Here is a 24,263-nt window from a genome sequence, read left to right as displayed (position 1 = left end):
CGTGCACCTCGATGCCGGCTATGACTCCAAAGCCACCCGCGCTCTGCTGGACGAACTCGGCTGCCAGAGCGTAATCAGCATCAAGGGCGAACCCTTACAAGCGGGCTCCCGCTGGGTCGTTGAACGCACCAACTCCTGGCACAACCGCGGCTTCAAGAAACTCCACCTCTGCACCGAAGTCCGCACCCGCGTCATCGACGCCTTCATCGCCCTCGCAGGCGCAATCATCACTACCCGCCGACTCATCCGCACCGCCTGGACCACCCACCGCTGGAACACCCGACCAACCCGCCGACCATGAACCTACCCGCGCGATCTCTAAGTCATCGCAGCCATATGACGATGCTGGCGATGATGACTTCGGATGCGTAGTAGGCAGCGCGTTTGGCGTATCGGGTGGCCAGGGCGCGGAACTGTTTGAGTCGGTTGAAGCACCGCTCGACGACGTTGCGGCCGCGGTAGGACTCGGCGTTGAACGTGGGTGGCCGACCGCCTGCGGAGCCCTTGGTCTGGCGACGAGCCTGCTGGTCAGCACGCTCGGGACTGGTGAACCGGATCCCCTTGGCTCGCATGGCGGCACGGGTGGAGGGGTGTGAGTAGGCCTTGTCGGCGACTACCTCCTCGGGGTTCTTCCTCGGCCGGCCAGGACCGTTGCGGGCCACGTTGATCTGCTCCAGCAGTGGTAGCAGCACAGGATTGTCCCCGGCCTGACCTTCGGTGATGATGATGCTCATCGGTAGGCCTCTGGCATCTGTGGCCAGGTGGATCTTCGAGGTCAGTCCGCCTCGGGATCGCCCCAAGCATTCTCCTGCCAAAGCGAGGGCCTCGACCTGATCTGCTTTGCATCCCCCTTTTTACGGGCCCCAGCAGCGTGCTGGTGTACCCGTACCGCAGAGGAGTCAACGCTGATGGTCCATTCCACGTTGCCGATCGCGTCGTCCTTGACCACGGCATGTTCGAGGATCCTGGCCCAGGTGCCGTCCATCGTCCACAGCCGCAGCCGCTCATGAGCGGTCTTCCAGGGCCCATAGCGTTCTGGCATGTCTCGCCAGGGTGCTCCGGTGCGCAGCCGCCACAGGATGCCGTTGATTACCTGCCGATGATCGCGCCACCGGCGCCCATTGCCGTTGGCTGGAAGCAGCGGTTCGATCTCCTTCCAGGCACGGTCAGTGAGCTCTCCTCGTCCAGGCATGCCCCAGGCTTAACAGCACTCAGAACGCATTAACAGCACCCACGCCCAGCACAGGCCCACCAGACTTACAGGACACGTCCTAGTCAAAGGTTCACGGGGTGATCTCGGCTGGGCCCTCGACGGCCACCACCGTGCCCTGCAGGCGCGACTCCTCGGCAGCGAACACGCTCAGGTGACTGGCCAGTGTCTCGTCTACGCCGGAGCGAATGTACTGACGATCGCCGGTCGCCACAGCAGCTACGAAGGCCGACATCAACCCGGCGTCGCCTCCCCCGTGTCCACCACCGGCGTCGTGCGACCCAGGGACGTCCGCTGCCAGGTGTTCGCGCTCGTTCGTGACGAAATCGAAGAGCTCCACCGACTTGCCATCCCCGTCCAGGCAACCCTGCGTGCCAAAGATCTGGGTACGCCTACCGGTGTGCTCCGAGAACGCTGTCATCGTGAACGACCCGGTGGTGCCGTCATCGAACTGCATCGAGACCACCTGGTTGTCCACGACGTCGTTGTCGGACTTGTAGACACATCGACCGTATGGCCCGGTGCGTAGTGCCTCCACCAGGTCCGCCTCATGTTCACCACGAGTGACCACGGACCCCAACCATGAGGTGCGTCCCTCGCGCTGCGGTCGCTCGATGTAGATCTTCTTTGCCGAGTAAGGACAGGTGGGCTCGACGGCGCAGTCCAGACAACGGTCACCGGCGCCCTGGGGTGCCTCGTCGGCACGGAAGTGCGCGAGGCTGCCGAAGCTGGAAACGGTGCTGATCGACTTGCCGGTGACGTACATGATCCAGTCGATGTCATGGCAGCTCTTCGCCAGGAGCATCGGTGAAGCGGTGGCAGTGTTTCGCCAGTTGCCCCGGACGAAGGAGTGCGCCGCGTGCCACCATCCCACTGGTTCGAGGTGGTGGACGCTGATGATGCGGCCGAGCCGTCCGGACTCGATCACTTTCCGCACCAGCTCCGTGTACGGGGTGTACCGCATGACATGGCCGACGGCGAACAGGATTCCGGATCGTCGGATCGCTTCGACGATGCGCAGGCACTCCTCCTTCGAGACACCTAGAGGCTTCTCTGCAAGGAGCGGCAGCCCGGCATCGGCTACCGCGAGGCACGGTTCGACGTGATCCCGGTCCTGGGTGGTGACCAGGACCGCGTCGACCTCCAGAGTGCCTTCGGTGACGGCAGCCATCAGGTCGCGCCAGTCCGGGAACTCGGCCACGTCGGCGAACCCGTCCCGAATCTGTTTCCGTGCGGTGGCGAGCGGATCGGCGACGGCGGCGAGGACGGCTTGGTCCTGGTGCTCTCGTGCCCAGCCGAGGTACTTCTGGCCGCGGTTGCCGGCGCCGAGGACGGCGAGCCGCACCGGCCGGGTAGCAGGGTCAGCCGAGTTCACTGTTGATCCCCTGGATGATCTTCTCCGCGGTCTCTTCCGGGGTGGCGCGGTCGTAGAGCAGCTCGAGCACGTCCCGGTCGAAGATGCCCTGGATGTTCCCCGATCCGATCGGTGAGGGGCCGGGTGCCTCGACGGTCAGGTCCGCCTCCAGATCGGTGACGAACTCCTGCACATGCTGGTCAATCTCGTCGAGGTCGTCGCTGATCTCCTCGACGACCTCCCTGTTGGGTGGCACCCCCATGATCATCCCGATCTCCTGGATCGCGTCGGAGTCGTTGACCATGAAGTTGACGAACTGCGCCGCTGCGGCCTGCTCCTCCGGGTCGGAGTGCGCAGAGATGGAGTAGAACTCCGAACCTTTGTAGTACATGCCGGCATCAGCGGCCGCCCCGGTCTGCGAGGGGATGCGCAACAGACGCATCTCGGCACCAGCCGCTTCCGAGCGCTCGCCCAGGGTGTTGGAGTACACCCACTCCATCCCCTGCTGCCCGGTAGAGAACAGTCCGGCCTCGCTGGGCACCGCCGCGTACTCCGAGACCTGGTCAGCAGTGGGTCCGCCGTGCTCGCGCATGGTGAGGAGGTGCTCGAGGTAGGACACGAGGACCTCGTGGGAGAAACCTGCAGCCGTGCCGTCCTCGTTGTACATCGTCTCGTCGTGCTGGTGCAGCCACGGACGGAAGGACTCGATGCCAAAACCGTAGCCGGCACCGACTATCCCGGACTCGGCCAGTGCGGCGGAGATCTCGTAGAAGTCCGACCAGGTCCAGGTGGAGTCGTCCGGCAGGTCCACCCCGGCCTCGTTGAATAGTTCGACGTTGGCCGCCAGGATGAAGGTGTTCAGCCCGGCCGGCACCGCGTAGAGCGCTCCGTCACCGGACTCGCCCAGGCCGAGGATCATCTCATCCAGCGTGTCCACATCGATACCGTCAAGGTCGCGAAGATCGACCAGCGCGTCCCGCTCGCCGTACTCCAGGATGTAGCGCTCGGACATGTGGATGACATCGGGTGGGCTGCCTCCGGCGCTCATCGTGGCGAGCTTGTCCCAGTACCCGTCCCAGGGAGTCGCCTCGCCCTCGATCTGGATGTCCGGGGTGGCAGCCTCGAAGGCGTCGATCGCCGCGAACACGGCGTCGTCCTTCTCCGGGCTCCCCCACCAGCCGTAGTCGATCACCAGGCCGTCACCGTCTCCTCCTCCTCTGCAGCTCGCCAGGCCACCGCCGATAGCCAGCGCTGCAGCCCCGGTCAGTACTTGTCGTCGTGTGGGACACATAGGTGCTCCTTTCGAGAAGATTGCGTCTCATCGGATGTCTCGAACCTGGCGGAGCGGTCAACGTCCTCCTGTGGTGGCGATGCCACGCACGAGGTAGCGCTGGCCGACCAGAAAGACGAGGAAGATCGGTAGCAGGGAGACTGTCGACATCGCGAACAGTGATCCCCAGGAGGAACCGCCTCCGCCGCCGCTGGCGTCGATGAAGCTGCGCAGCGCGAGCTGCACGGTGTAGGCGTCGGAGTCGGTGAGGAAGATCAGTGGTCCGAGGAAGTCGTTCCAGGTCCAGATGAACGTGAAGATCGCCGTGGTGGCCAGTGCGGGCACGGTCAGCGGCAGGATGATCTTGACGAAGACGCGCAGTGGACCCGCGCCGTCGATCGTGGCGGCCTCATCCAGCTCGCGGGGTATCCCGCGGATGAACTGCACCATCAGGAAGACGAAGAAGGCATCGGTCGCGAGCAGCTTCGGCACGATCAGCGGCAGCGGGGTGTTGATCCAGTCCAACGCCGAGAACAGCACGTACTGCGGAACCAGCAGCACGTGCACTGGCAACATGATGGTCATCAGCATGATGGCGAAGAACACCTTGTTCCCGCGGAACTTCAACCGGGCGAACGCATAGGCCACCATGCTGCAGGAGACGAGGTTCCCGATGATCGCGCCACCCGTGATGATCACCGAGTTGATCACATAGTGCCCGAACGGGTGCCGCAGAGCGTTCCAGCCATCACGGTAGTTGTCGAAGGACAGATCGCTCAGGGAGAAGAACTCGCCACGAAAGATCGCCTCATCGGGCCGGAGCGAGCTCACCAGCATCCAGATGACTGGGTACAGCATGACCAACGCGGCTGCGATGAGCACCACATGTTTCAATCCCCGGCGGACGGGGTGTCGAGAAATCCTAGTCATCGTAGAACACCCAGTATTTCGAAGCGATGAAGTTGATCAGAGTGAATGCGCCGATGATCACGACCAGCACCCATGCCATGGCAGAGGCATAACCCATGCTGAAATTTCCGAACCCTTCCATGTACAGGTATAGGGTGTAGAACAATGTCGAATCCGAGGGAGCTCCGCTTCCACCGGAGATGATGAAGGCCTGCGTGAACGCCTGGAACGCACCGATCAGCTGCAGGATGAGATTGAAGAAGATGATCGGGGTGAGGATGGGTACTGTGACGTTCCAGAATCGGCGCAGCACTCCGGCGCCATCGACCCCGGCCGCCTCGTAGTACATAGCGGGGATCTGCCGCAGGCCGGCGAGAAAGATGATCATCGGCGCACCGAACGTCCACACGTTCAGCACGATCAGTGTCCCCAACGCCGTGTCCGGGTTCGCGATCCAGCTGCGCCCTTCGATCCCGATCAGCGCAAGCGCCCAGTTCACCAGCCCGTCGGCGCCGAAGATCTGCCGCCACAGGATCGCGATGGCTACCGACCCGCCGATGAGTGAGGGGAGGTAGAACGCCGACCGGTACAACGCCAGGCCCCGGATTCCACGGTCGAGAACGATCGCAACCAGGAGTGCCACCACGAGTTGCAGCGGTACGGAGACGATCACGTACCGGAACGTGACGCCGATCGCCTGGTGGAACCGCGTGTCGGAGAACAACCGCTGATAGTTTTCCAGCCCGATCCACTCGGGAGAGTCCAGAAAGCTGTAGTCGGTGAAGGAAAGATAGAGGGACGCAGCCATGGGACCGATCGTGATGACGAACAACCCAACCAGCCACGGTGAGAGGAAGGCAAATCCTGCGCGTTCTTCCTTCTTGTCTCGTGCACTCAGCGGGCGACGATCTCGTGTGGGACGTCGCCCCATCCGCGCAAGCTCACCTATTGCAGACATCGGCTCTCACCCCTTCCCCTCCATGCGTATCGGCAGACGGAAGCTGCAGTGGCAATTGATCGCGCTCCTACTGTCGCTTCATCGGAACTAGCGCACCTACGCTCTGTGATGGCCAGCTTCAGCCGAGCTCGTTGTTGACAGCCTCGAGGATCTTCTCGGCGGTCTCGCTCGCCGTACCGCGGCCGTAGAGCATGTCGAGGACGTCCCGTTCGAAGATCCCCTGCACGTTTCCTGCCCCGCTCGGTGAAGGGCCCGGAGTGTCCGTGGTCAGGTTCTCCCGGAGCTCGTCGACGAACTCGAGCACGTGCTGGTCCATCGGCGTCAAGTCAGGCGCGATTGCATCGACCACATCCGGGTTCGGTGGGACCCCGAAGAACATGCCGAACTCCTGCACGATGTCAGCGCTGTTGATCATGAAGTCGATGAACTGTCCCGCAGCAGCTTGAGGCTCGGGGTCGGAGTGGGCGGAGAGGGAGTGGAAGGCCGACCCCTTGAGGTACATACCGGCCTCGGCGGCCTTGCCGGTCTGAGAAGGGATGCAAAGCAGGCGCATCTCGGCGTCAGCCGCCGGCGCGAGGTCACCGAGTGTGCTCGAGTAGGCCCAGTCCATCCCCTGCTCGCCGGTGCCGAACAGGCCTGCCTCGGCGGGCACTGCGGCGTCCTCGGAGACCTGGTCCGCTGTCGGTCCACCGTTCTCCTGCAGCGTGAGCAGGTGCTCCAGGTAGGAGGTCAGCACTTCAACGGAGAACCCGGCAGCTGTGCCGTCAGCGTTGTACATCGTCTCGCCGTGCTGGCGCAGCCAAGGGTGCAGCGACTCGATACCGATTCCGTAGCCCGCACCGACGATGCCCGAGTCCGCCAGTGCGGCCGAGATCTCGTAGAAGTCCGACCACGTCCAGGTCGTGTCATCAGGCAGGTCCACACCCGCCTGGGCGAACAGGTCCACGTTGGCCGCGAGCACGAAGGTGCTCAGGCCACCAGGAATTCCGTAGAGCACACCGTCGCTCGACTCCCCCAGCCGCAGGGTCTCCTCATCGAAGTTGCTCAGGTCGATATCGTCCACGCTGCGCAGGTCGGCCAGCGCCTCCCGTTGGCCATATTCCAGCAGATACCGCTCGGACATCTGGATCAGGTCCGGTGGATTCCCACCGGCGCTCATCGTCGCGAGCTTGTCCCAGTAGCCATCCCACGGAGTGGCCTCACCCTCGAGAGTCACCTCAGGATGGTCAGCCTCGAACTTCTCGATCGCCGCCAGGATCGCTGCATCGTTCTCCGGACTGCTCCACCAGGCATAGTCCACAGTGGGGCTACCGTCCGAGTCTCCTGAGCTGCGGCAGCTGGCGAGTGTCGCGACCAGCGCTGCGGCCGTGCCTCCGGTGAGCACATGTCGTCGTGTGGGATACATCGCTGTTCCTTTCGCGCCGAGGATGGGCTAACTGATAGCTCAGTTCGACTCCTCGTCGAACCATCGGGCTCGATAGATCTCGCTGTCCGGCAGGGTCAGAGTCGACCGACCATCGGTGCCGGTGAAGAGGTCCACGTGGTCGGTGCAGTGCCCGCAGGGATTCTCCGGCTGGACCGCGGTCTCGAGCACAGTGCCACTGGCTGCGTCAGTGCCGATGCTCTTCACGTTGACGCGGTACAGCTCGTCATAGCGCGGGTAACGCAGGTCCCACTTCTGCTCGGACTTCACGAACTGGAACACGCTGTAGACCGTGGTCACCCATACCCGGTCCTGATCACCGCTGACTGGTTGCAGGTCATGGCCGCCCGAGGTCGGCAGATCATAGGTGGCAGTTCGTTCGAGACTGGGCTCGGCCGGCGTACCGCCGATCTCGAACGTGACGAGCTCATCGTCGCCCAGGGCCCAGAGCAGATCATCCTGATCGGACCAGAGCACCTGGTGCGCGCCGATCAGCTCAGCCTCGACGAACTCCTCGGAGTCCCGGCCCTGGCTCGCGGTGTAGATGCGAACCCAGTCACCCCCTGACGCCGCGGCAGCGACGTTGCCGTCTGGCAATAGCTCGATTCCGTGCGGGCTCGCCTCGTGGGTGCCATCTACCGACCACGCCACGCGACCACCGGCTGGGTAGGGCACCTGTGCCAACAGGCCGAACGAGTCGGAGACCATGACGAACTGCTCGCCGGTCCGTTCGTCGGTCCGCAACCGGGCGTCGTCGGGGTGGTACCACGCCTCGTCCGGGGCATTGAGATCACTGTCCGGGCCCGGGCTCCATGCCCACAACCTGGCCTCATCAGTCGACCAGTCCGCCGTCGGGTCCATGACCAGGATCTCCGGCTCAGCCTGTTCGGTGAGCACGATCGGAGTGGTCGGCATCTGTGCGGACTCCTCGGTCTCGGTGGTGGTACCTGTCCTGATTCCCGGCGAACCGGCTGCGGCAGCTGCGGGGAGAGACAGCAGCACGCCGGCTGCGAGGGTGAAGCTGATCGACAGTCGAGCTCTCACGTCGTCGGTCCCTTCGATCCTTGAGGTGCTCCTTGTTCTCGTGGCCGCTCGGGCGGCCGAGTGGTGCCAGATCGGTAGGTCAGCTGATAGGGCGCCGTGGCTGCGCCGGCCTCGTCCAGCAACCGCTCGGCAACCTCATTTCGGCCCTGCGCGATCCGGACGTACAGCGCATCGATGACGAACAGTTGGGCATGCCTGCCGGCAGTACCCCGATAACGCTCGGTGGAGGTGCGAGCCGTCGTGACGAGCGCGACGCGGGCAGCTCGGGCCAGCGGGGATGCGGCGCTGCTGGTGATCGCTGCTGTCATCGCCCCGTGCTCGGCCCCGATCGTCGTCGCCTCCACAGCATGGCGTGCGGTCCCAGAGTGACTGATCGCGATCAGCACGTCGGACTCCGTCAGCGTGGCTGCGATGCTGGCGGCTGTGTTGACGTCGGGTGACGACAAGGTGCGGATCCCGATCCCGTTGAGCTGATCGACCAGGTAGGAGGCGATATGTGCGCTGCCGCCGAACGCGACGAGCTGCACCAGCCGGGCGTTCTCCACCGCTTCCGCCAGGGCATCGAGCAGTTCTAGGTCGAGCAGGTCGGCTGTACGCGAGATGGCTCCGCGGCTGGATGCTGCGATGAGCTGGACCGCGTCCTCCACACCGGTCTCCGGGTCGATCGACCCGGTGGGGTCGATATCCGGCGCCTCGGATCCGTCCGGTCGGCCCGCCGAGGTGGCCAACGCCAGCCGCAGCTCCTTGTAGCCGTCCAGGCCCAGTGCCCGGCAGAACCGGTTCACACTTCCGACGGACGTCTCGGAGGCCTCGGCAAGCATCACGATGCCCGATCGGGCCGCATGCATCGGCGATCGCGTGATCGTCGCTGCGATCCGCCGGGAGCTCGACGGGCCCGCGTCACGCATCGCGGCGATGCGTTCCAACAATGGTTCCGGCGGTCCTTGCACGGGCATGTGGATAAAAGTAACCTCGGAGCCGCAATAGCGTCAAGACTTTCCACCCACCGGATCGGGACATGCCACTTTCGCCACCGCCCGTGCTGCTCATCGACGTCGGAGGAGTACTTCTCCTGCACAATCCCGACGTCCTGATACCGATCACCGCCAAGTACGGCGGACCTGCGACCTTTGAGGAATTCCAACGGGCTCACTACGCCTGCCACCACGAGTCCCGACCGGCGCGCGGCGCCGGGAAGGACTACTTCGACCTCTTTCCTGAGCACGCGCGCATCCCCGCCGAGCGGCGCGAAGCCTTCGACGCGGAGTACCGCGCCGCCCACCGCACGCGCAACCTGTGCAACTGGCCGGATCCGGCCGCGAAGGCCGGCCTGCAGGCAATCGTCGATGCCGGTGTTGCGGTAGCTGTGGTCTCCCAGGCCGATGGCACGATCGAGGCCATGCTGCACGAGGCGCAGATGTGCCAAGTGGGCGAGGGCGCCGGAGTTCCGGTGGACACCATCCTGGACAGTGAGGTTGTTGGCTTCAACAAGCCCGATCCGCGCTTCTTCCAGCTCGCTCTTGACCGCCTCGGCGCGCGGCCTGAGCAGGCGATCCACGTGGGCGACACGGTGCGCGCCGACGTACGTGGCGCCCAGGCAGCCGGGATTCGCGCCCTCCACTACGATCCGTACGGTCACTGCGACGACCAGCCGGGAGCCCACGAGCACGTCAGGACCATGGCCGAGGTGCTGCCCTACCTCGGCGTGGACACGGCGTGAGGCGCGATTGTCGGCCATCGCTCAGGAGTCGGGGGGAAGGACGGTGTTGTGATCGACGTCCGTTCCCGGACCGGCATCTCCGCTGACGGCCGTCTCGAATCCGGCTGCCACGTTGTAGGTGACTTCGGAGTCCGTCATATCGGGTGAGATCGTGATGGCAGCCGGTGCCGAAGGGGCGCTGCGCCTGATGCTGTTGTCGGTGAGTTCGACTGCTACGACTGCGCCGTCGGCGGCATCGACACCACGAAAGTAGTCCGTGATCTCGTTGGCGTTGGCACGCGAGTCGCGAACATTCCCGATACGAATGCCGGCGCCGTGACTGTCCCCTTCGGCGTCGTACCCACCAGCAACCCGGTTCTGGTTGATCGTGACGTTGGGCACCAACGTGCCGTCCAGGCCCCGCACGTAGATCGCATCGTAATCCTCGTGAGCGGGGAAACCTTCGATCTCGTTGTCGCGGATAGTGATGTTCGCCGGGGCCTGAGGACTCCGGAATTCTCCGCGCGCTGGGTCCTCCGGATCTGCACCGGCGAGTACCCCGTTGTCGAAACCCATGACGGTGATGACACGAGAGACCCTGCCCTCCGTCTGTCGAAAGACATTGCCGATCACCTCCACGTCGTGAGCGTCCGACAGGTGCAGCAGTCCTCTGTTGACGGTGTCGGCGGGGCTGTCCGGCGGCACCAGGCTGGTTCGGGGGTCTTCTACCCGGTTGCGCAGGAACCGTAGGCGCTGGTGGTGCTTTCCCTCCACGCCCCCGTGATGGCCGAACGGTGTCGGTCCAGCTTGGCCGGCATACGGGAGGAAGCGGCAGTCCTCGATCGTCACGTCCCGAGTCATCAGCCCGGTGAATCCCCAGTTTTCGTGGCCCCCGGTGAGTCCGCCCTTGTAGCCCGCGCCGATCTGTACCGCCTCGGCAACGTTCGCAGTGTCCTCGCGAGTCTCCTGGCCGAGGAACTCGCACTGGCGAATCACGATTCCGTTGGCGCTCACCATGTCGAAGGTATGGGATGCGCCCGCCTGACAGTTCTCGAACACGATCGAGTCGAAGGTGCACGCCTGCGCGTTGTGCAGGCCGAAGGCGCAGATGAAGTTGCTCTGGCTGATGTCGCCGATGAACCGTCCACCACTCCAGTGCAGGTTCCGGATACCCGCACCGTAATCGAGCGGCTCATCCCGTCTCGTGTTGACCACGAACATCGCCCGCGCATGTTCGTCTGGGCGCATGAAACGGGCCCCTTCGGCACGCACCGTCATATTGTCGGCATCGAGCACCACGCACGCGCCGGCCTGCTTTGAGGCCAGGTTGTACACACGGGGCGGGATCAACAACGTACCGCTGCCAGCCTGCCGGATGGCCTCGATCGCCGATTGGAACGCTGCCGTGTCGTCGGCCTCACCGTCGCCTGCTGCGCCATGGTCCAGCACGTTGTGGACGTCACCGCGCCTGACCTCGGACGCGGCCGCGGCGCCGGCGTATCGAGTCGAGCCCCCCGCAGCAGCTCCTGCCACCGCTGCTACACCAATCCCCTTGAGTGCACTGCGCCTGCTCACCTTGACTCGGGACATCCGCGTTCCCTCCTCCTGCGGCCCACCAGCCGCGTTCGACTCTGCATCGAGTGCATGCGCAGACTCTGTCATGCACGCTGCGCATGGTCAACGGCCAACGAGAACAGGTTCCGTTCGATGACGGCATGACCGATCCGGCTCAACCGGCATCAGGAAGCCAGCACCGAGATGACTATGCAGATCTCTGCGAGGTACGGCGGGCGTTCGAGCTGAGCGTCTGACGACGGTGGAACGTCACCCACCGCGCAGCGTCACCCGAGCGGGCGCGAGCGATCACACTCCAGCGTCGTCAGGTCGACCGTCTCGGCCATCTGCGTGTAGCCCTCGTCGCTGGGGTGCAGGTGATCGTCGTCGCGGTAGCGCGGGTCCATCTGTACCGGGTTGTCCGGGTCGCGCACTGCTGCGTCGAAGTCGACGACGCTGTCGAACGCGCCACTGGTGCGAATCCAGTCGTTCACCTCGAGCCGGATCGCTTCGCGATCGGCGTTCCATCGATCGCTGCCGCCAAACGGGAGGATCGTCGCACCAACCACGCAGACACCCTCCGCGTGCGCCTCGTCGATCAGCTGCGAATACCCGTCCGTGAGGTCCGCTGGTGTGCGTGCCACATCCCAGCGCAGGTCGTTGACCCCTTCCAGGACGAACACCGTGGAGACCGACGACTCGTCGAGCACGTCCCGCTCGAAGCGGTGCAGGCCCGCCTCACCGATGTCGTCCTCCAGCAGCCGGTTGGCAGAGATGCCCTGGTTCGTCACGCCGTAGAGGCGGCCATACCGGGTATCGGCCAGGCGATCGGCCAGCTGGTCGGGCCAGCGCAGGTTCGCGCCCGTGGTCGCCCCTACACCGTCGGTGATCGAGTCGCCGAAGAACGCCAGGGTGGACACTCGCCGCGGCGCCTGCACCGTCAACGAGTCCACCCAGTACCAGTTCTCGATCGTGCCGTCGAAGGCATCACCGGAGACATCGTCAGTGCTGTCGCCGGAAGCGGTGTAGGAGACCTGGTTGGCGAAGGTGTGCCCGGTGACCGGGCCGGTGTCACCCACCGTGTGCACGCTCACTGCGAGAGTGGTGTCCGCGGGCACGTCCCAGTTCAGCGGATCGCTCTGGGCGGTCTCCCCAGGCTCGATAGTGACCGAGGATTCACTGTCGAAGGTCAGCTGGTGCTGCGTCTCCGGCACGATCGCGGCGTCCTCGGCCTGGACGGCGACGGTCACCGGGGAGAAGGTGACCGGCCGGTCCCCCAAGGCGTTCGAGAGTGTGACCTGCAGCCCGGTTCCGCCGATGCTCGTGTGCACGAGATTGCGCACGGTCATGTCCCCGAAGTCCTCGGGTTCATCGAGCCGAACGTGGCTCGCGCCCCAGGTCACCACTCTGTTGACGGCGACAGACCGACTGGCTGCTGCCTGCGCGTCCTGAGCGGGCACCCCACCCAGCAACAAGCTGGCAACCGCCAGCACAGCAACCAGGACCCCCGCCCGGAATGTGTTTACCCGGCCGACGGCCGCGCTCGTTTCGTCCCCCATCAAGCTCTACCTCCATTGGCGTTGTGCCGGCGTCCCCTTGAGCACCGGCCCTGACACGATAACAACACCGCCTCCAGCGGACCTCGACTTACGCTTCCAATGCGGCCCGCGGCCGATCCGGCGGGATCGCCGCCATCAGCGCACGGGTGTAGGCCTCGGCCGGGGCGCCGAACAGCTCAGCTGCCGGCCGGTACTCCACGGCGCGCCCCTTCTGCATCACCAGCACGTCGTGGCTCATCTGCTGCACGATCGCCAGGTCGTGGGCGATGAACATGTACGTCAGCTCCAACTCCTGCTGCAGGTCCCGGAGCAGGTCCAGCACCTGCGCCTGGATGGACGCATCCAGCGATGCCGTCGCCTCGTCCAGGATCAGCAGGTCCGGTTCCAGCGCCAGCGCCCGGGCGATCGACACCCGCTGCCGCTGCCCGCCGGAGAGCTCGTGCGGGAACCTCGTCGCGAACGCCGACGGCAGGTGCACCAGGTCCAGCAGTTCGCGCACCCGCTCCCGGTGTCGGCCGGCGTGCAGCCGGTGCACCCGCAGTGGCTCGCCGATTGCGTCCCCGGCCCGCACCCGCGGGTCCAGGGAGGAGAACGGGTCCTGGAACACCATCGCCAGCCGGCGGCGCAGCGCCCGCGGCACCCGCCCGAGCAGCGACTGCCCGCCCAGCACCGCCGACCCACCGGCCGGCACCAGCCCGGTGAGCGCGTTCGCGATCGTCGACTTCCCCGACCCGGACTCCCCCACCACACCCAACGTCGTCCCCCGCCGCACCTGGAAGGACACCTGCTGCACCGCATGCACGTGCCCGCGCCCGGTCGGCGTGGACACCGCGAAGCGCACGTCCAGGTCCTGCACGTCCAGCAGCACCTCACCGGCAGCGTCCACCGGTGGCGGTGGCGACCCGCCCAGCTTCGGCCGCGCAGCCAGCAGCTCCCGGGTGTAAGGGTGCTGCGGACGGTCCACCAGGTCCACGATCCCCCGCTGCTCTACCACCTGCCCCTGCTGCAGCACGATCACCTCATCGGCGACCTGCCCGATCACGCCCAGGTCGTGGCTGATCCACACCACCGCCGTGCCGCGCTGAGCCTGCAGGTCGCGCACCAGGTCGATGATCTGCGCCTGCGTGGTCACGTCCAGCGCCGTGGTCGGTTCGTCGGCGATCAGCAACGCTGGGTCGCATGCCAGGGCGATCGCGATCATCACCCGTTGCCGTTGCCCGCCGGAGAGCTGGTGCGGGTAGACGTCCAACCGCATCTCCGGGTCCGGGATCCCGACGGCGGAGAGTAGTTCCAGCGCACGCGTACGTGCCGTACGTCTCGTCATTCCCCGGTGCGCCTCGAGCGACTCGGTGATCTGCCGCTCCAGCGTCAGCAGCGGGTTCAACGACGTGGACGGGTCCTGGAACACGAAGCCGATCGCATCCCCGTGCACCCGGCGCAGCGCCCGCCGGCTCGCGCCCACCAGCTGCTGCGACCCGAGCCGGTCGTCGTGCACCAGCGCCGAGCCGGACACCCGGGCGCCGGGAGCGTCCAGCAGTCCCGTGGCGGCCAGCACTGTCATCGACTTGCCGGATCCGGACTCCCCCACGATGCCGAGTGTCTGCTCCCGCTCCAGGGAGAAGGACACCCCCTCCACGATCGGGGAGCGCCCGATAGACACGTGCAGGTTCTGCACGGAGAACACGGTCTGCGCTTCCGCGGAAGCGCCTGCACCCCCGTCGAGACCCCAGCCGCCGCTCATCGCTGCCTCGCCTCGATCCGGGTGCGCTGCTTCGGGTCGAGCACGTCCCGCAGCCCGTCGCCGAGCAGGTTGCAGGCCAGCACGGTCACGAAGATCGCCAGCCCGGGGAACACGCTCATCCACCACGCCTGGGAGACGAACCCCTGCGCGGCGAACAGCATCCCGCCCCAGCTCGGGTCCGGCGGCTGGATCCCCAGTCCCAGAAAGCTCAGTGCCGCTTCGGACAGGATCGCGAACGCCAACGACAGCGAGGTTTGCACGATCAGTGGCCCGGTGATGTTCGGCAGCACGTGCCGGCCCATGATCCGGTACCACGGCGTGCCCATCGTCTGGGCGACCTGCACGTACGGCTCCACCCGGACCGAGAGGGTGGAGGCTCGCGCCACCCGCGCGAAGATCGGGGTGAACACGATTCCGATGGCGAGCATCGTCGTCGCCAGTCCGGGCTGCAGGATCGCGACGATCGCCAGAGCCAGCAGCAGCACCGGGAACGCGAACATCACGTCCACGATCCGCATCAGCACCGTGTCCAGCCAGCCGCCCACGTATCCGGAGACGATCCCGATCGGCACCCCCACGCAGAACGCGAACACCACGGACACCAGTGCCACCTGCAGCGAGGTGCCCGCGGCCACCATCACCCGAGAGAGGATGTCCCGGCCGAGGTCGTCTGTCCCCAGCGGGTGTGCCCCGCTCGGGCCCTGCAGCGCCCGGGAGACGTCCACATCGTTGATCCCGTACGGGGCGATCCACTGCGCGGTCAGCGCCACGATCACCACCACCACGAGCACCACGGCGGCAGCCACCGTGACCGGGCTGGCGGCGAGCAGCCGCAGCGAACCCAGCCTCGCCTCGCCAACCCGACCCTCCGCCGTCGGGCGATCCTCAGTAGTGCTCATGACAGCCGGATCCTCGGATCGACGAGTGCGTAACAGACGTCCACGATCAGGTTGATCAGCAGGAACATGGCCGCGATCAGCAGCACCGCGCCCTGGATCATCGCGTAGTCGCGGGCGGCCACCGCCTCGTACACCAGCCGGCCCAGCCCGGGCCAGGCAAACACCACCTCCACGACGATCACCCCGGAGGCGATCGTGGCGAGCTGGATGCCCACGATGGTCAGCACCGGCACCAAGGCGTTGCGCACCACGTGCCGCATCGTCACCACCTTCGGGCTCAACCCCTTGGACTTCGCGGTGCGCACGAACCCGCTGTGCGCCACCTCCAGCACTGCGGCGCGCACGTACCGGGTGAGGATCGCGGCGGCCACCAGGCCCACGGTCAGCGCCGGCAGCACCACCTGCCGGGCCCACCCGCCGGGGTCCTCGGCCAGCGGCGTGTACCCGGAGGACGGCAACCAGCCGAGGATCCCGGAGAACAGGGTGATCAGCAGCAGCCCCATCCAGAAGTCCGGCACGGACACCCCGAACTGGCTGGTCACCCGCACGATCGCATCGGCCACCCGGCCCTCGCGCAGCCCCGCCCAGATCCCGGCGGGCAGGGCGATCAGCAGTGCGAGCCCGATACCCACCACCGCCAGGGACACTGTGGCCGGCAGCCGTTCGAGCAGCAGCACGGTCACCGGCTGCCCGGAGCGGAAGCTCACCCCCAGGTCACCGGTGAGCGCGCCGGCGATGTAGGAGAAGAACTGTTCCGGCAGCGGCCGGTCCAGCCCGCTGGCCTCGAGCAGCGCCTGGTAGGCCTCCGCGTTGTACCGGGTGCCCAGCGCCAGGCGGATCGGGTCCCCGGGCACGAGCTGCACGATGGCGAAGGTCACCACCATCACCCCGAGCAGCACCACGGCGGAGTAGACCAGGCGCCGGCCGAGGAAGACCAGCAGGGCGCGTGGCGATCCGCGCACCTCAGCCCTCCATGAGCTGCACGTCCCGGAACCGGATCGCCCGGTCCGGCATCACCTCGTACCCGGCCAGCTCGGGGGTCCACGCCTGTATCACCGACGGGTTGTACAGGTAGATGTAGCTGGCTTCGTCGGCGATGATCGTGGCGGCCTCGGCGTAGAGATCGTAGCGGGCGTCCTGGTCGGTCTCGGTGCGGGCGTCCTCCAGCAACTGGTCCACCTCGGGGTTGGAGTAGCCCTGGGCGTTGGAGGTGCCGTCGGTGTGGTGCTGGTTGTAGTAGAAGTCGTCCGGGTCGATGTTGCCCAGCCAGCCCATCATCAGCAGGTCGAAGCTGCCGGAGTTCTGCTCGTCCAGCCAGGTAGAGAAGTCCGGCTGACGGATCTCCACGTCGATGCCGAGTGGCTCCAGGTTGGAGGCGATGATCTGCGCGGCGGTGACCGTCTCCGGGTACTCGGTGGTGGCCATGAAGTCGATCGTGCCGCCGGTGACCCCGGCCTCGTCGAGCAGCTCCTGGGCCTTGTCCAGATCGGTGGAGTAGGTGCTGTACTCGGAGTACCAGATGCTCTGCTCCGGGATGGCGAGCTGGTTCGCGGCGGCGTTGCCGTAGGACACGGCTTGGATGATCGCCTCCCGATCGATCGCGTAGGCGATCGCCTGCCGGGCGCGCACGTCGTCCCAGGGTTCGTTCGCCTCGTTCAGCGCCAGGTACCAGTAGTCGCTCGACGGCGCGACGCCCAGCTCGATCTGGTCCTCACCTTGGAGCCGCTCTACTTGCTGCGGCGGGATCACGTCGGTCCACTGCACCTCCCCGGACTGCAGGGCGGCCAGGGCGGTGGAGGGTTCGGAGATGAACTGGAACTCCACGCCGGCGATCTCCGGGGCCCCGCCCCAGTAGTCCGGGTTCGCGGTGAGGGTGATGTGGTCCCCGGAGGTCCACTCCTCGAAGGAGAACGGGCCGGTGCCCACCGGGGCGGTGGTGATCTCGTCGGACTCCACGTTCGCCTGGTCCACGATCGCCATGCCCTTGAACCCGCCGAGGTTGGAGAGCAGGTTCGGGGTGGGCTGGGAGAGGGTGATCTCCACGGTGAGGTCGTCCGGGGCGGCGATGTCCTCGATGGCGGTGAACTTCCAGGCGTTGGAGAGCTCTTCGTCGATGATCCGGTTGTAGGAGTAGACCACGTCCTCAGAGGTGAACTCCGAGCCGTCGTGGAAGGTGACGCCCTCGCGCAGGTGGAAGGTCCAGGTGAGCTGATCGTCGCTGATGTCCCAGGACTCGGCCAGTGCCGGTTGCATCTCCAGGTTGGCGTCGGTCTCCACCAGGGTGTCGTAGACGTTCTCCAGCACCTGGAAGGAGAAGTAGGAGGAGGTCTTGTTCGGGTCCAGCTGGTCCGGTTCACCGCCGATGGCCACGTGCAGGGTTTGGCCACCGCCTTCGGCTCCGGAGCCGGTACCCTCGCCCATGTCCACCGGCTCCCCGGTGGAGCACGCCGCGAGCAGAGCGAGGCCGGCAACGGCGGCGGTCAGGGGTGCGGCGCGACGCATAGGGATCTCCCTTGATCAGTTCACTGATGATTTGTTCAGTATGTGGCAGGATGCGGGAGGAAGCAACACCCCCGGCCGACCGTCACCGAATCGAGACTCATGACCTACACCGTGCTGGCTCTGGACCACGACCGCACTGCGATCGGGGTGGCGACGGCCTCGTGTGCGTTGGCCGTGGGTGCGGTGGTGCCGGGGCTGGATCCGCGGGTGGGGGCGGTGGCCAGTCAGGCGTGGACGAACGAGCGGCTGCGGGGGCTGGTGCTGGGGGCGGTTCGCGATGGCGACTCCCCCGCTGCCGCCTTGGATCGGCTCGGGTCCTGGGATCACGAGGTGGAGCTGCGGCAGGTGGGCGTGCTCGGCGTGGATGGGCGCGGTTCGGCTTTCACGGGGAGGGCCACCACGGCGTGGCGGGGGCACGAGATTGACGACGGCGTAGTCGTGTTGGGGAATGTCCTCACCGGGCCTGAGGTGCTCTGGGCGATGCGGGAGGCTCTGCGCGTTGAGGGCTCCGACGCTCCCGCGGGAGCGTCTGGGCTGGCAGCGACGCTGGTTCGGGCGTTGGCGGCCGGCGAGGCCGCGGGTGGAGACTCTCGCGGTCGGCAGAGCGCGGCGGTGCTGGTGGGGGCCGTGGGTGCTGATGTGCCGGAGTACGACCTGCGCGTCGATGACGCCGTGGATCCGGTGGGTGAGCTGGGGCGGCTGGTGGACGTGCGGGCTGGGGTTATCGCTCAGCGGCAGTGACAGCGCCGAGCACCACGGTGGGCTCATCGGCGAGGTTTGCCCACCAGTGCGGAGTCTCGCAGCCGTAGGTGGCCGTATCCCCCGGGCCGAGCTCGTTGCGGCTTTCGCCGTGGACGATGAGCAGGCGCCCGGTGACCACGGTGACCGACTCGGTGGCCAGGTGCCGGAACGGGTGCGCCTCGTTGGTGAAGCCCACCGGGAGGGTGGAGCGGATGACTTGGAGGCGGGTGTCTCCGCGCGGGGTGAGCAGTTCGCGGACCACCCGCTGCTCCTCGGGGCCGTCTGGGATCGGGAGCTGGTGACGCTGGTCGTTGCGGATGACGGTGACGTCTTCGAGGGCTGGTTCGAGAAGTTCACCGACCGGGACGCCGAGCACGGAGGCGAGTCGCCTTAGCGTGTGCAGCGAGGGATTGCCCTGCCCGCGCTCCAGGGTGGACACCAGCCCAAGGCTGACCTCCGCCCGGTCCGCAAACTGCTGCACCGACAGCCCCAGGCGCTTGCGCCCGGCCCGCACGGCCCGCCCCACGGCCTGCACCGCGATCTCGTCGTCGCTGAGTGGTGTCATGGGGGACATTGTGCCGTGCTGCGACTCGCGCGGCCGCCGCGGCCCACGCATCACGCTCGACCCCTGGGCAGTTACCCTCCCTTTCACGTCATGTGGAGTTTGAACTCGGAAGTCCACTCGGTCAAGTAGCGCCCACCTGACGGTCACCTAGATGGTCCCAGCGAAACGATCAGGCGTGATTACCGGCTCGCCCTTCGGTAATCTTCGAGCCGTCGTCACCTCAAATTCCGAGTGCCGACACTAAATTCGCTCGCAACGATATGCGAGCTTGGGTTCCTTCAGTACTAGGCTTCGAACTGTGGTTCTCAACAGTGATGAGCTTGTCGCCGGAAGCGGAACGCGCAACCTGGGCACGAGTCGGCTGTTCGTGGAGGTCAAGATCCGCAAGAGCTGCACGATCTTCGTCCTCCACGATATAGTCGAAGGTCGTCACATGACTCTGATCAGAAACCTCGGTAGCTCGCGAACGCTGGGTCACCGGCAGGGCGGTTTCGCCATCGACGTGAGCAAGAGCTTTCAGCAGGCTGGTCTTACCCGCCTCATTCGGCCCCGCGATAGCGATGACCTTCGCATCAAAATTGATCTTGGAATCGACGATCCGGCCGTAGCCCTGAACGTGGGCAGATATGAGCCTCACAGCTTCCAACTTCCCGGCACCGACACCATGTAGTCAGGGACACCAATCGCTTCGAAGTGCTGCTTCGCGGACTTGATCTTGGCGTTCTCCGTCGGGCGGCGCTTGATCTCGTCTTCGGTGCTCTTGGTCTCGCGGATCATGTAGACGCGCTCCTCGCCGTCCTCGTGCTTCACAATCGCCCAGTCCGGGTTGTACGGGCCGACCGGGGTGTCGATCTTGAACTTGTCGGGCAGCTTCATGAAGAACTTGATGTCCTCGCGGCCGTCGAGCAGTTCCGCGAACTGGCGCTCGGGGTCGGAGTCGTAGACGACGTAGTCAAAGTTCGACTTGTCCGCGTTCTCCAGCTTGTACATCTGGTCCAGGAAACGTTCCTTCTCCTCCTCGCCGTCCTTGCGCAGCTCACGCAGCTCGTAGACAGAGCCTGCGATCTTCTCGTACTGCACGCCGTCGACGACGAGCTTCGCCAGCTCGGTTTGCATGAGGCGCTTCGCCATGGCGATGAAGTCGTTCGGGTTCGCGATGAACTCACCCAGCCGGCCACTGCCGACGAGGACGTCGACGATGGTCTTGCGGGTGAGGGAAGTGGCTTCCTGCAGCTCCCCGATGATGTCGGGCAGGTCGTAGCTACCTCGGAGTTCCTGCTGACGCGACCCGAGCTCCTGGCCCTTCGCACCGCCGCGAAGCACCTTCACGCCCGCGCGCGTGACCTGGATACGCAGCGGGTCGATGTCGGGCGCTTCCTTGATCGCCCTGACCGAGTTCTCAATGATCTGGTCGCGTTCCACCGCGACGCGGTAGGTGGTGCGGCGGCTGATTGTCTCCCAGAACTTCTCGAATTCCGGGTTCGCGAACAGCTCCTTGTTGAGGGTGCGTGAGTGTCGCTTGCTCTTCTGCTTGACGTACTTGCCAATGTTGGCGCGGCCGACCAATTCGATGACGAACGGCTCGGCCCACATGAAGTCGACGGGCATGTTGAGGCTAAAGTCGAGCGTGTTCGGCTGGAACTTCGGTTGCACGACGCCGTCCTTGTCAATGAACTTCTGCGCGAGCAGGTGCTCCCATATCGACACGGATCCCTCATAACCGAGGTTTTCATCGGTGAGCGACCCGTCCGGGTTCTGTAGCGGGATCTTCGAGAACTCCACCTTGCGGACACGCCCAATCTCGACGCCCGCGTCCTTGTACTCCTTCTGGAGCGCGTCGGCGAATTGCTTGTACGACTCGTTCGCGACCACCGTCAACGTTGCGATGCCGCGGTCGGCCACGCGCTCGTAGCCGCCATCGCTCTTCGCGACAGGCAGGCGTAGACCACGTCCGAGCGTCTGGCGTCGTTCCGTCTCAGCGCCCATTTCGCGCAGGGTGCAGATCTGGAAGACGTTCGGGTTGTCCCAGCCCTCGCGCAGGGCAGAGTGGCTGAAGACGAACCGTGTCGGCTCGTTCTCGTCGAGCAGGCGTTCCTTCTGCTGCATGATCAGCTCGTACGCGTCATCGTCGGCCTTCGTGGCGCCGGACGTGTCCTGGAACTTGTCCGCCGCGCCCTTCTTGCCCTTGAGGACAGAGAAGTAGCCGCGACGCAGCTCGGCCGGATCCTGCGGGAGCAGCTCCTGCCACTGCGGCGACTTGGCGCGTTCCTCGCGGAACAGCTCGTCGAACCACTGCACGAACTGGCCGTTCGCATCGTTGTTGTTCGAGCCGTCACCGAGGAAGCTCTCGACCTTGTCGATGAAGAATAGGCTGAGCACCTTGATACCCTTGGCGCGCAGCTGCGTCTCCTTGCGCAAGTGCTCCTTGATCGTCTCGCGGATCATCTCCTTGTAGATCGCGCCCGACGATCCGCCGATGCTTTCGCCCTGGTACAGGTAGCCGTGCAGTGTCAGGTCGACGTAGGCGGGGTCGATGCTCATCTCGTTGACGCGCCAGCCGTCGTAATTCGCGTTGTTCGTCAGGCGAGGATCGGACAGCTCCTGGTTCTGCTTGACGTTCACCACGCGCCGCTCGAGCGAACCGTCGGCCTTGCGGCAGGACAGCTCCAGCCGAGCGACCCAGCCCTTGTCGTTCTTGACCTCGACCAGCTTGATGTACGGAGTCGCGTCCGCACCTTGCTGCTGCACGTCGGCCACCACGATCTGCTTCACCAAACCGAGGTCGTGCGCATCGACCGGGTCGAGCCGGTAGACGACATTGCGGAGCTTCTCGTGCGTCGCGCTGTAGCGCAGCGTAAACACCGGGTCGAGTTCGCTCACGGCCGACTGAGAGAGCAGGGATTCCATGTTCTGCGGCTCGTCCATGATGACGACCGGATGCGTCGCCTTCAGGTAGTCGATCGGTTTGAGGCCGTTCAGCTTGTCGCGCGTCTGGTGGATGATGCGCGTGTTTGCGTTGCCACGGATCGAGTCGATCGTCATGACCATGATCTGCACGTTGGTCGACGTCGCGAAGGACTGCACTTCCTCAGCCGTCCTACCGCTATAGACCGACGAGTCGAAGGTAATGTTGCGCTTCTTGTACAGGTTCTCGAAGTGCGAACGCATGAGCCGGATGCTCGTGTTCACGCCCTCACGGATCGCCACGCTCGGCACAAGGATCACGAACTTCATGAAGTTGTACCGCTCGGCAAGCTCAAAGATGGTGCGGAGGTACACGTACGTCTTACCAGTACCCGTCTCCATCTCGATGTCGAAGCCGAGCGCGTCGCCCGAGAGCTTCGACGCAACCTCAAGACCATTGCGATCCTGCACGCGCTGCAAGTTGGCGAGCACCGTGTCGCGGTCGAGTACCAAGCGGTTCCCGACTGCGCCGACCTCCTGCGAGAGGTCAAGGTCGAGTGTCGTGTTGTCGCTTGAGTTGACAGCGGCTACCTGGCCGCGCAGCGTCGTCTCCAGCTTCTCGCCGTCCTTCGGCTGCCCGTCGAACAGGTCAACGACCGAATTGATCGCGTCCAGCTGGTAGGGCTGGCTGGCGTCGAACTTGAACCCGCTGCTCGCTGTGTTGTCTCCCATGGTCAGGCCGTCCAGAGCTCGATGCCCTTGCTCTTGCAGAGCTGAGCCAGGTTGGTCTTGAGCTGGTCATCGCCTTGGAACGCGTCCTCAAGGACGATCAGGCGAGCAGGATCCTCGTCCACAACCGCGCGCAGCTGCTCGAGCGTCGGCTTGACGTGCTCGTTCAGGTAGGCGAGCACGATGCCATCGCCCACCGAGCGCAGGTTGAGGCCGGCCACGTCGACCGGAGCGATCTGCTCGGTCAGTGAGTAGCCCTGCTTGAGGAGGATCTCTGAGAGGAGGTCGTCGGCAGAGGCTTCGTCGGCGCTGCTCGACTCACGCAGGTCGAACAGATGCTGCTCGAGCTCAGTGCGATCGACATCGCTCGAGACCTTCCACTTGGAGAAGTGGGTGTCTGCCAGCGAGTATGCCCGGTACCCAGCATCGATACGTGAAGCATCCAGAGCGCCCGCCCCAAGGGACTCGCCAGCGAGAACGATGCGCTTCCGAGCAAGCGCAGCAATGGTTGAGTAACCCGATTCGCGCGCGACCGAGCCTTCCGGCGTGGGCTCGGGCAGCTGAACCACGAAGAAGCGACGATTGCCTTGATCGCTAGCATTCAGCCGCATCACGGCGTGCGCGGTGCTACCGGAGCCACCGAAGAAGTCAAGGACGATCGCATCCTTGTCGTCGCTGAGAACGGAGTTGATCAGGTACGCGAGGAGTCCAGTCGGCTTCGGATGGTTGAACACTGGAGCACCGAACAGCCCCTTTATCTCAGCGTTCCCCGCAAGTACATCACCCGCCTGGTCACGCGGGATCAACGTCGTCGGAGCAAGTGCCGAAGTCGCAACCTTTCGCGAGTACGGCACGAAACCGGCTCTTCCGGATTCAGAGTGCGTAGGGCGTCGTCGCTGACGGCGAGCTGAGGCGGATCGTGAGCGGGCCTTGGGTGAAGATGGAGGTGCTCAAACCGCCCATCCTCGACCCAAGGCCCTACCGTGGAATCTACCTCCTGCGCCCCTGCTGGCTGCCCTGTTGCTGATGTCATCTGCCGCACTCTCGAGCTCGGGGTGTTCATCACCGGCGCGAGCGTGGCCGAGGGGGAAGTGACGGTCATCGAGGCCTCACCGCGGCAGGTGCTGGGCTTCTGCCCCACGTGCGGCGCCGAGGGGCGGCTGCGGGACCACGTCATCCGAGAGCTGACCGACATTCCGATC

At 65.4% G+C, this 24,263-nt stretch carries 20 protein-coding genes and 1 pseudogene; 3 read left to right on the top strand and 18 right to left on the bottom strand.

Going from position 1 to position 24,263, the window contains the following annotated elements; all coding sequences use genetic code 11:
• Positions 1-301, top strand: a pseudogene (locus K338_RS0118610) (IS5/IS1182 family transposase); the annotation flags it as partial.
• A gap of 22 nt (positions 302-323) precedes the next feature.
• Here K338_RS0118610 and K338_RS25345 read toward each other — a convergent pair.
• The 8 genes from K338_RS25345 to K338_RS23915 form a co-directional block, all read right to left on the bottom strand.
• Positions 324-1,192 (bottom strand): IS5 family transposase gene (locus tag K338_RS25345; RefSeq protein WP_425413855.1). Its coding sequence is split into 2 segments (ribosomal slippage): positions 324-818 and positions 821-1,192, totalling 867 coding nucleotides; the frame shifts between segments, so codons are not numbered across the junction.
• 91 nt (positions 1,193-1,283) lie between these two features.
• Positions 1,284-2,585 (bottom strand): Gfo/Idh/MocA family protein, encoded by a 1,302-nt coding sequence (locus K338_RS0118595; RefSeq protein WP_022919666.1) that lies wholly within the window; start codon positions 2,583-2,585, stop codon positions 1,284-1,286.
• On the bottom strand, positions 2,572-3,855 hold the full coding sequence (locus K338_RS23925) for an ABC transporter substrate-binding protein (protein WP_022919665.1): 1,284 nt from the start codon (positions 3,853-3,855) through the stop codon (positions 2,572-2,574). The genes K338_RS0118595 and K338_RS23925 overlap by 14 nt, the downstream gene beginning before the upstream one ends.
• A gap of 57 nt (positions 3,856-3,912) precedes the next feature.
• The gene (locus K338_RS23920; protein WP_084481477.1) at positions 3,913-4,764 is read right to left on the bottom strand and encodes a carbohydrate ABC transporter permease; all 852 of its coding nucleotides are present in this window, start codon (positions 4,762-4,764) and stop codon (positions 3,913-3,915) included.
• The gene (locus K338_RS0118580; RefSeq protein ID WP_027287034.1) at positions 4,757-5,701 is read right to left on the bottom strand and encodes a carbohydrate ABC transporter permease; all 945 of its coding nucleotides are present in this window, start codon (positions 5,699-5,701) and stop codon (positions 4,757-4,759) included. Before K338_RS0118580 ends, K338_RS23920 begins: the two co-directional genes overlap by 8 nt.
• Before the next feature lie 118 nt (positions 5,702-5,819).
• On the bottom strand, positions 5,820-7,106 hold the full coding sequence (locus tag K338_RS0118575; protein WP_084481475.1) for an ABC transporter substrate-binding protein: 1,287 nt from the start codon (positions 7,104-7,106) through the stop codon (positions 5,820-5,822).
• Between the two features lie 39 nt (positions 7,107-7,145).
• Complete coding sequence (locus K338_RS0118570; RefSeq protein WP_022919661.1) at positions 7,146-8,168, bottom strand: DUF6528 family protein; 1,023 nt, start codon at positions 8,166-8,168, stop codon at positions 7,146-7,148.
• Positions 8,165-9,124 (bottom strand): MurR/RpiR family transcriptional regulator, encoded by a 960-nt coding sequence (locus K338_RS23915; protein ID WP_084481473.1) that lies wholly within the window; start codon positions 9,122-9,124, stop codon positions 8,165-8,167. The genes K338_RS0118570 and K338_RS23915 overlap by 4 nt, the downstream gene beginning before the upstream one ends.
• An 83-nt stretch (positions 9,125-9,207) precedes the next feature.
• Between K338_RS23915 and K338_RS24830 the strand changes: the two genes are divergently transcribed.
• Positions 9,208-9,888: an HAD family hydrolase gene (locus K338_RS24830; RefSeq protein ID WP_022919659.1), complete on the top strand. Its 681-nt coding sequence runs from the start codon at positions 9,208-9,210 to the stop codon at positions 9,886-9,888.
• Positions 9,889-9,909: 21 nt separating this feature from the next.
• Here K338_RS24830 and K338_RS0118555 read toward each other — a convergent pair whose 3' ends face one another.
• The 6 genes from K338_RS0118555 to K338_RS0118530 form a co-directional block, all read right to left on the bottom strand.
• Positions 9,910-11,457 (bottom strand): pectate lyase family protein, encoded by a 1,548-nt coding sequence (locus K338_RS0118555; RefSeq protein ID WP_169579590.1) that lies wholly within the window; start codon positions 11,455-11,457, stop codon positions 9,910-9,912.
• Positions 11,458-11,708: 251 nt separating this feature from the next.
• On the bottom strand, positions 11,709-12,770 hold the full coding sequence (locus K338_RS0118550; protein ID WP_211218264.1) for an SGNH/GDSL hydrolase family protein: 1,062 nt from the start codon (positions 12,768-12,770) through the stop codon (positions 11,709-11,711).
• A 298-nt stretch (positions 12,771-13,068) separates the two neighbouring features.
• The gene (locus K338_RS0118545) at positions 13,069-14,721 is read right to left on the bottom strand and encodes an ABC transporter ATP-binding protein (protein WP_022919656.1); all 1,653 of its coding nucleotides are present in this window, start codon (positions 14,719-14,721) and stop codon (positions 13,069-13,071) included.
• A complete protein-coding gene (locus K338_RS0118540) occupies positions 14,718-15,620 on the bottom strand; it encodes an ABC transporter permease (RefSeq protein WP_022919655.1) in 903 nt (300 codons plus the stop codon). Before K338_RS0118540 ends, K338_RS0118545 begins: the two co-directional genes overlap by 4 nt.
• A complete protein-coding gene (locus K338_RS0118535; protein ID WP_022919654.1) occupies positions 15,617-16,582 on the bottom strand; it encodes an ABC transporter permease in 966 nt (321 codons plus the stop codon). Before K338_RS0118535 ends, K338_RS0118540 begins: the two co-directional genes overlap by 4 nt.
• Before the next feature lies 1 nt (position 16,583).
• Positions 16,584-18,122, bottom strand: a complete 1,539-nt coding sequence (locus K338_RS0118530) for an ABC transporter substrate-binding protein (RefSeq protein WP_022919653.1) — start codon at positions 18,120-18,122, stop codon at positions 16,584-16,586.
• A gap of 99 nt (positions 18,123-18,221) precedes the next feature.
• Between K338_RS0118530 and K338_RS0118525 the strand changes: the two genes are divergently transcribed.
• Entirely contained in the window at positions 18,222-18,863 is a 642-nt protein-coding gene (locus K338_RS0118525) for a DUF1028 domain-containing protein (protein ID WP_022919652.1), read from the top strand.
• On the opposite strand, the gene K338_RS0118520 is transcribed toward K338_RS0118525, so the two are convergent.
• From K338_RS0118520 to K338_RS23905, 4 genes are all read right to left on the bottom strand, one after another.
• The gene (locus tag K338_RS0118520; RefSeq protein WP_022919651.1) at positions 18,844-19,428 is read right to left on the bottom strand and encodes a helix-turn-helix domain-containing protein; all 585 of its coding nucleotides are present in this window, start codon (positions 19,426-19,428) and stop codon (positions 18,844-18,846) included. The genes K338_RS0118525 and K338_RS0118520 overlap by 20 nt on opposite strands.
• 220 nt (positions 19,429-19,648) lie before the next feature.
• Complete coding sequence (locus K338_RS25340) at positions 19,649-20,065, bottom strand: AAA family ATPase (protein ID WP_169579589.1); 417 nt, start codon at positions 20,063-20,065, stop codon at positions 19,649-19,651.
• On the bottom strand, positions 20,062-23,064 hold the full coding sequence (locus K338_RS0118515; RefSeq protein WP_022919650.1) for a restriction endonuclease: 3,003 nt from the start codon (positions 23,062-23,064) through the stop codon (positions 20,062-20,064). The genes K338_RS25340 and K338_RS0118515 overlap by 4 nt, the downstream gene beginning before the upstream one ends.
• A gap of 2 nt (positions 23,065-23,066) precedes the next feature.
• Positions 23,067-23,795 carry a DNA methyltransferase gene (locus K338_RS23905; RefSeq protein ID WP_245543006.1) on the bottom strand — a complete coding sequence of 243 codons (729 nt, stop codon included), beginning with the start codon at positions 23,793-23,795 and terminating at the stop codon, positions 23,067-23,069.
• Between the last annotated feature and the right edge of the window lie 468 nt (positions 23,796-24,263).

Source organism: Ruania albidiflava DSM 18029, assembly GCF_000421225.1.
Lineage (GTDB): Bacteria > Actinomycetota > Actinomycetes > Actinomycetales > Beutenbergiaceae > Ruania > Ruania albidiflava.
Note: the sequence above shows the minus strand (reverse complement) of the source record. Positions and strands in the feature narration are given on the sequence as shown.

Excerpts from the sequence above, each read along its gene's own strand:
- K338_RS0118555 (WP_169579590.1), bottom strand. The coding sequence starts at position 11,457 with ATGTCCCGAGTCAAGGTGAGCAGGCGCAGTGCACTCAAGGGGATTGGT.
- K338_RS0118580 (WP_027287034.1), bottom strand. The coding sequence starts at position 5,701 with ATGTCTGCAATAGGTGAGCTTGCGCGGATGGGGCGACGTCCCACACGA.
- K338_RS0118545 (WP_022919656.1), bottom strand. The coding sequence starts at position 14,721 with ATGAGCGGCGGCTGGGGTCTCGACGGGGGTGCAGGCGCTTCCGCGGAA.
- K338_RS0118540 (WP_022919655.1), bottom strand. The coding sequence starts at position 15,620 with ATGAGCACTACTGAGGATCGCCCGACGGCGGAGGGTCGGGTTGGCGAG.
- K338_RS23915 (WP_084481473.1), bottom strand. The coding sequence starts at position 9,124 with ATGCCCGTGCAAGGACCGCCGGAACCATTGTTGGAACGCATCGCCGCG.
- K338_RS0118550 (WP_211218264.1), bottom strand. The coding sequence starts at position 12,770 with ATGACCGTGCGCAATCTCGTGCACACGAGCATCGGCGGAACCGGGCTG.
- K338_RS0118575 (WP_084481475.1), bottom strand. The coding sequence starts at position 7,106 with ATGTATCCCACACGACGACATGTGCTCACCGGAGGCACGGCCGCAGCG.
- K338_RS23925 (WP_022919665.1), bottom strand. The coding sequence starts at position 3,855 with ATGTGTCCCACACGACGACAAGTACTGACCGGGGCTGCAGCGCTGGCT.
- K338_RS0118520 (WP_022919651.1), bottom strand. The coding sequence starts at position 19,428 with ATGACACCACTCAGCGACGACGAGATCGCGGTGCAGGCCGTGGGGCGG.
- K338_RS0118515 (WP_022919650.1), bottom strand. The coding sequence starts at position 23,064 with ATGGGAGACAACACAGCGAGCAGCGGGTTCAAGTTCGACGCCAGCCAG.
- K338_RS0118530 (WP_022919653.1), bottom strand. The coding sequence starts at position 18,122 with ATGCGTCGCGCCGCACCCCTGACCGCCGCCGTTGCCGGCCTCGCTCTG.
- K338_RS23920 (WP_084481477.1), bottom strand. The coding sequence starts at position 4,764 with ATGACTAGGATTTCTCGACACCCCGTCCGCCGGGGATTGAAACATGTG.
- K338_RS0118525 (WP_022919652.1), top strand. The coding sequence starts at position 18,222 with ATGACCTACACCGTGCTGGCTCTGGACCACGACCGCACTGCGATCGGG.